This is a genomic window from Rhodopila sp. (assembly GCF_035548235.1).
In the GTDB taxonomy this organism is placed as follows: Bacteria; Pseudomonadota; Alphaproteobacteria; order Acetobacterales; family Acetobacteraceae; genus Rhodopila.
On sequence record NZ_DASZTJ010000060.1, the window covers coordinates 20,693 to 27,663 of the forward strand.

General features: G+C 68.4%; 4 protein-coding genes. 2 read left to right on the forward strand and 2 right to left on the reverse strand.

Features of this window, described 5'->3' with window-relative positions; genetic code table 11:
- Window positions 1-200: 200 nt before the first annotated feature.
- Window positions 201-1,133: an FAD-dependent thymidylate synthase gene (gene thyX / locus VHB27_RS05275; RefSeq protein ID WP_408903975.1), complete on the forward strand. Its 933-nt coding sequence runs from the start codon at window positions 201-203 to the stop codon at window positions 1,131-1,133.
- A gap of 108 nt (window positions 1,134-1,241) precedes the next feature.
- Window positions 1,242-3,221 (forward strand): potassium transporter Kup, encoded by a 1,980-nt coding sequence (locus VHB27_RS05280; RefSeq protein WP_408903976.1) that lies wholly within the window; start codon window positions 1,242-1,244, stop codon window positions 3,219-3,221.
- 147 nt (window positions 3,222-3,368) lie between these two features.
- On the opposite strand, the gene pheT is transcribed toward VHB27_RS05280, so the two are convergent.
- Window positions 3,369-5,822 carry a phenylalanine--tRNA ligase subunit beta gene (gene pheT, locus VHB27_RS05285; RefSeq protein WP_325597920.1) on the reverse strand — a complete coding sequence of 818 codons (2,454 nt, stop codon included), beginning with the start codon at window positions 5,820-5,822 and terminating at the stop codon, window positions 3,369-3,371.
- A gap of 3 nt (window positions 5,823-5,825) precedes the next feature.
- A complete protein-coding gene (pheS, locus tag VHB27_RS05290) occupies window positions 5,826-6,896 on the reverse strand; it encodes a phenylalanine--tRNA ligase subunit alpha (RefSeq protein WP_325597921.1) in 1,071 nt (356 codons plus the stop codon).
- Window positions 6,897-6,971: the final 75 nt, after the last annotated feature.

Consider the following 6,971-nt stretch of genomic DNA (forward strand, 5'->3'; position numbering starts at 1 on the left):
GAACTAATCCGACGGCCGGAGGCGGGCACGGGCCGTCATTCGTCGGCAAGGCCATGCGTCGGCGGCGGCCTCCGGACGCCCCGGCGGCATGCCCGGCGGGATCAACGGCGGGATCGACCGCGGGATCGACGGCGCAACACGATGCTATGTTCCCCGGCACCGACTGTGTATCAACGACACCCGACAGACCGGAGGACAAGGTGTCTGATCATTCACCCCCGAACGCGGCCCCGGACCAGCGGGACCGCCCCGCGGCGACCATCCGCCCCACCGTCGCCGCCCTGGAGGACATGCTGTTCGAGGCCGTCCCGGTGCTCGACCACGGCTTCGTCCGGGTGATCGACTACATGGGCGACGACTCGGCCATCGTTCAGGCGGCCCGCGTCTCCTACGGCCGCGGCACCAAGCGCGTGCAGGAGGACATCGGCCTGATCCGCTATTTGATGCGGCACCGCCACACCACGCCGTTCGAGATGTGCGAGATCAAGTTCCACGTCAAACTGCCGATCTTCGTGGCCCGCCAGTGGATCCGCCACCGCACCGCGAGCGTGAACGAGTACTCCGCCCGCTACTCGATCCTGGACAGGGAGTTCTACATCCCCGCCCCCGAACACCTGGCCGCCCAATCGGTCAGCAACCGCCAGGGGCGCGGCGCCGTCCTGCAAGGCCAGGAAGCCGCCGACGTCCTGTCGGTCCTGCGCCAGGACGCCGAACGCTGCTATGCCCACTACGCCCATATGCTGAACGAGGGCGAGGGCGCGGACCCGAACCGCCAGGGCCTCGCCCGCGAACTGGCGCGGATGAACCTGACGCTGAACACCTACACTCAGTGGTACTGGAAGACGAACCTGCACAATCTGTTCCACTTCCTGTCGCTGCGGGCCGACGCCCATGCCCAGTACGAGATCAGGGTCTATGCCGACGTCATGATGAAGATGACCGAGGCCTGGGTCCCCGCCGCCGCCGCCGCGTTCCGCGACTATCGCCTGGGCGCCGTCACCCTGTCGGCCCAGATGGTGGTGCTGCTGCGGCGCATGCTCGCCGGGGAGCCGGTCACGCAGGAAACCAGCGGCCTCAACCGGCGCGAATGGAACGAATTCGTTTCACACTTTCCGGTCCCTACGGCGGCGTGACGTCCGGATTGCTTGCCGGACAGGCGCGTTGAGCGTAAGTGACCCCTGCCCGGCCTACCTGTTCATCGTGGAGGCCGGCGTCTTTTTACGCCCTCATGAGGTCATGATTTGAGCCAAGACGGGGTAGGCCAACCGGGGCCAAACCTGGCCGCGGGAGCACAGGGTTCTACCAGCCAGGATCCCCTGGACTCGACCCTGACCGGTTCGGCGTCGCATGAGCGGAACCACAGGCCCGACAAGCCAAGCATCGGCGTGCTGCTGTCGGTCCTGGGAGTCGTCTATGGCGACATCGGCACCAGCCCGCTCTACGCGTTCAAATCCAGCCTGCAGTTCTTCGACGCGCAAAGCACGACCCCGGTCGAGGTCATGGGCGTCCTGTCGCTGATCGTCTGGTCGCTGATCTTCATCGTCACCGTCAAATACGTCATGCTGGTCATGCGGGCGGACAACCGCGGCGAAGGCGGGATCCTGGCCCTGATGGCGCTCGCGCAGCGGGTCTCGGCCGGAGAGCGGGTGAAGGGCGCCATCGCCCTGGTCGGCATCGCCGGCGCCTGCCTGTTCTTCGGCGACGGCGTGATCACCCCCGCGATCTCCGTCCTGTCGGCCGTGGAGGGACTGGAAGTCTCGGCGCCGGAGCTGAAATTCTACGTCCTGCCGATCTGCGTGGCGGTCATCTTCGGCTTGTTCGCGGCGCAATATAAAGGTACCGGCAACGTCGGCCGCGTCTTCGGCCCGATCATGGTCGTCTGGTTCCTGATCATCGGCGCGCTGGGGCTGCTGGAGATCCTGAAGCACCCCTTCGTCCTGCTGGCCCTGTCGCCGAGCTATGCGGTCGAGTTGTGCATTGTTTACAAGGGGCTGGCGTTCTTCGTCCTGGGCGCCGTGGTGCTGTGCGTCACCGGCGCCGAAGCGCTCTATGCCGACATGGGCCATTTCGGCGCTCGGCCCATCCGCATCACCTGGCTGACCTTCGTCCTGCCCGCGCTGGTGCTGAACTATTTCGGCCAGGGCGCCCTGATGATCCGCGATGCCGCGGCGATCGAGAACCCGTTCTACCTGCTGGGCCCGCAGTGGCTGCGGCTGCCGATGGTGATCCTGGCCACGGCCGCGACGGTCATCGCCAGCCAGGCGGTGATTTCCGGCGCGTTCTCCATGGCGCGGCAATGCATGCAGCTTGGCTTCCTGCCGCGCCTGACCGTCCGGCACACCTCCACCATGGAGGAAGGGCAGATCTACGTGCCGCAGATCAACCACGCCCTGGCGGTGGGCGTGATCCTGCTGGTGCTGTCGTTCAAGACCTCGGACAGCCTGGCCTCGGCCTACGGGATCGCGGTGACCGGCACGTTCCTGTGCACCGCCATCCTGGCGATGGTGGTGTTCCGCCGTGCGTTCCGCTGGTCGCGCGGGGCGGCGATCTCGGTGTTCGGGCTGCTGTTCCTGGTCGATATCGTGTTCTTCTCCGCCAACACGGTGAAGATCATCGAGGGCGGCTGGGTGCCGCTGGTGCTGGGCATCGGCCTGACCACGGCGATGACGTCCTGGAAGCGCGGGCGCGACCTGCTGCTGCAGCGCTGGCGGCAGTCCAGCATGCCGCTGAAGCCGTTCCTGGACCGGCTGCCGCAGTCGCGGATCATCCGCGTGCCGGGCGTTGCCGTGTTCATGACCGGCAACCCGGAGTTCGTGCCGACCTCGTTGCTGCATAACCTCAAGCACAACAAGGTGCTGCACGAGAACGTCCTGTTCGTCACCGTGGAGAACCTGTACGTGCCGGAGGTGTCGCAGGCGCGGCGGGCCGACTTCTCGGAACTCGCGCCGGGGATCTTCCGGGTGTCGCTGCGCTACGGGTTCATGGAAAGCCCGAACATCCCGCGCGACCTGGAGGAACTGTCCGACCGGATCAACGTGCGGGTGGCGCAGGCAAGCTACTTCCTGGGCCGCGACGTGCTGGTGCCGGGGATGGCGCCGAAACTGTCCTGGTGGCGCCGGACCCTGTTCCTGATGATGGCACGCAACGCCGTGCCGGCGACGGAGTTCTTCCGTATCCCCAGCGACCGGGTGGTGGAGCTTGGGGTGCGGATCACGATCTGATCGATCCTGACGGACCCTTGGGTCATGAGCGGTGTCATGACCGGTGTGTCATGACCGGGCCTGGCCCGGTCGCCCACCTGTCGATACCGCGAAAGTCATAAGCGGCCGGCACGACGCCGACCATGGCGGGACCGGCCGGGACGCCCCCTACCGCAGGGTCGCGCCCGTTGCCTTCGCCACGGCGGCGACGACCTTCTGGCAGGCCGCCTCGATCTCGGCGTCGGTCAACGTCCGCTCACGGGGCTGGAACGTGACTTCCACGCCCAGGGACTTGCGGCCGTCCGGCATCTGGTAGACGTCGAACAGCGTCACCCCGGTCACCAGCGTCCGCTCCGCGCCCCGCGCCGCTCGGATCACCGCATCGGCGGCGACGTCGGCCTCCACCACGAAGGCGAAGTCGCGGCGCAGCGGCTGGAACGCGGCCAGGTCGGGGGCGGATTTCCTGCGGCGCTTCGGATCGGCGACGGCGTCGAGGTTGACCTCGAACACCACCATCGGTCCCGGCAGGTCGAGATCGGCGAGCAGGCGCGGATGCACCTCCCCGAACAGGCCCAGCACCGTCTTCGGCCCCTGGCGCACAAGGCCGGAGCGGCCGGGGTGCAGGAAGGACGGCGCGTCGGTCGTCACCTGCAGGGCATCCAGCGGCACGCCAAGCGCGGTCAGCGCGGCCCACAGGTCGGCCTTGGCGTCCATCGCGTCCACCGGCCGCTGCGGCGCCAGCCAGCTTCGCGGGGTGGCGCCGGCGCGCAGCCCGGCGGCGACCAGCCGCTGGCCGTTCGGGTCGTGCATCGAGAACGCCGGCCCGACCTCGAACAGCCCGACATCCGGATAGCCCCGTGCGGCGTTGCGCTTGGCGGCCAGCGCGAGGGTCGCCACCGGCGACGGCCGCAACTGGTCCAGGTCGGAGGCGATCGGGTTCAGCAGCCGCAACGCATCCGGCGCCTCGCCGAACGTTTCCGCCTCCGCCCGCGCCATGAAGCTGAACGTGACGCATTCCATCAGCCCCGCGGCGGCCAGCGTCCGGCGGACCACGGCCGAACGCTGCTGGCGCGGCGTCAGCGTTGTCGCCGGCACCGGCGATTCGCGCGGCAGGGAGACCGGCGGCACGGCATCGAGGCCGCGCAGGCGCAGCACTTCCTCGATCAGGTCGTTCTCGGCCTCCACCGCCGCGCAGCCTTCGGCGGCCGCCCTGGCCCGCGCCGGGTCGAGCGTCGGGGCCTGGTCCAGCAGGATCGGCGCGGCGATGTCGTTGCGCCAGGACGGGACGGCGACGGTCAGGGTTTCGGCATCGCGATGGCGCGGCACGAAGCCCAGGCGCTCCAGCCCCTCCGCCGCCTCCTCCGGCCCGATGTCGGAACCGCCGAAATCCTTGATGCGGCGGAAGCGCAGCGTCGCGTCGCGCTGCCAGGCCGGTTCGGCGCCGGCAGCGGTCACGGTGCCGGCCTCACCGCCGCAGAGTTCGAGGATCAGCGTGGTCGCCGCCTCCACCGCCGCGGGCAGCAGCGCCGGGTCCAGTCCGCGTTCGAAACGTTGCCGCGCGTCCGAGACAATCTGGTGGCGGCGGCCCGTCAGGGCGATGCGGATCGGGTCGAACAGGGCGCATTCGACGAACACGTCGGTGGTGGTTTCATCGCAGCCCGTGGCCTCGCCGCCGATGACGCCGGCGATCGACTGCACGCCGGCGGCGTCGCAGATCGCGCAATCCTCGGGGTCCAGCACGTATTCCTTGCCGTTCAGCGCCAGCATCGTTTCGCCAGCGCCACGGCGCAGCACCAGCACGTCGCCGGCGAGCTTGCCCACGTCGAAGACGTGCAGCGGGCGGCCGAGGTCGAAGGTGAAGAAGTTGGTGACGTCGACCAGCGCGTTGATCGGCCGCAGCCCGATGCTGGTCAGGCGGTCCTGCAACCATTTCGGACTCGGAGAGTTCTTCACGCCGCGGATCGTGCGTCCCAGAATCCAAGGACAGGCCTCGGGGAAGTCGATCTGCCAGCGCGGGCCGCCATCGAAGGCCGGCACCACCACGGGCGGCGCGAATGGTTTCAGCGTACCGATACCGGCGGCCGCCAGGTCGCGTGCGACGCCGCGGACGCTGAAGCAGTCGCCGCGATTGGGCGTCACGCTGATCTCGATCACCGGATCATCGAGCCCGGCCCAGGCGGCATAGGATTCGCCCACCGGTGCGTCGGCCGGCAGGTCCATGATGCCGTCATGGTCGTCGCCGAGGCCCATCTCGCGCGCCGAGAGCATCATGCCCTCGCTTTTCACGCCGCGTATGTCGCCGACTTTCAGCGTGATGCCGGTGCCGGGGATGAAACTGCCAGGCAGCGCCAGGACGGCCTTCATGCCGGTGCGGGCGTTGGGCGCGCCGCACACGACCGAAACGATTCCGCTGCCGGCGTCGACCTTGCAGGCGCGCAGCCGGTCGGCGTTGGGGTGCTGCACCGCTTCGACGACATGGGCGATGCGGAAATCCGCCAGCGTGGCGCCGCGGTTTTCCACGCCTTCCAGTTCCAGCCCGATCCGGGTGAGCGCGTCGGTGATCTGCTCGAGCGACGCATCGGTTTCGAGATGCGTCTTCAGCCAGGAGAGGGTGAACTTCATCGCTCAGATCCCCTCATGCAGCATGGCGGGCGCGAGCGGGTTGAACCCGTAGTGACGCAGCCAGCGCAGATCGGATTCGTAGAACGGCCGCAGGTCCGCCATGCCATGCTTCAGCATGGTGACGCGCTCGACGCCCATGCCCCAGGCGAAGCCCTGCCATTCCCGCGGATCGATGCCGCAATTGGCCAGCACGCGGGAATGCACCATGCCGCTGCCCAGGATCTCCAGCCAGTCGCCGCCCCGGCCAAGCTCGCCGGTCTTGCGGTTCCAGCCGATATCGACCTCCATGGAGGGTTCGGTGAACGGGAAATAGGAAGAGCGGAAACGCACCGGCAGGTCGGAAATGGCGAAGAACGTGCGCAGGAAGTCGATCAGCGCGCCTTTCAGGTGGCCGAGCGTGAGGTTCCGGTCGATGACGAGACCTTCGCACTGGTGGAACATCGGCGAGTGCGTGGCGTCATGGTCGGCACGATAGGTACGGCCGGTGACGATGACCCGGATCGGCGGTTCCTGCGACAGCATCGTGCGGATCTGGCCCGGGGAGGTGTGCGTGCGCAGCACCGCCGGCGCGTTCGAGCCTTCGCGCGGCGGGACATAGAACGTGTCGTGGTCCTGCCGCGCCGGATGGTGCGGGGGGATGTTCAGGGCGCCGAAGTTGAACCAGTCGCTCTCGACGTCCGGTCCGTCGACGACGGTGCAGCCCATGGCGCCGAAGATGGCGGCGATCTCCTCCATGGTGCGGGCGATCGGGTGGATCAGCCCGGCGGGACGCGGCCGGGGCGGCAGGGTGGGATCGATGCGTTCGGCCGCAAGCCGAACGTCGAGGGCGGCATGTTCCAGTTCGGCCTTGCGGGCCTCGATGGCGGTCGTCAGCGCGTCCTTCAGCCGGTTGAGGGCGATCCCGCGATCCTTGCGCTGTTCGGGCGGGGTCTTGCCCAGGTCCCGCAACAGGCCGGTCAGGCTGCCGTTGCGGCCGAGGACGGCGATGCGCACCGCGTCCCAGGCCCGCAGGTCGGCGGCGGCGGCCAGCGCCGCGTCGGTTTCGGACTTCAGGGCGTCGAGATCGTCGTTCATGATCGGCTTCCCGCGTAACCGCTTGCTTATGTCATGGCCGGCCTCGTTCCGGCCATCCACGACTTGCTCGGGCAT

Coding starts and splice junctions, on each gene's coding strand:
- pheS (WP_325597921.1), bottom strand. CDS start 6,896: ATGAACGACGATCTCGACGCCCTGAAGTCCGAAACCGACGCGGCGCTG.
- pheT (WP_325597920.1), bottom strand. CDS start 5,822: ATGAAGTTCACCCTCTCCTGGCTGAAGACGCATCTCGAAACCGATGCG.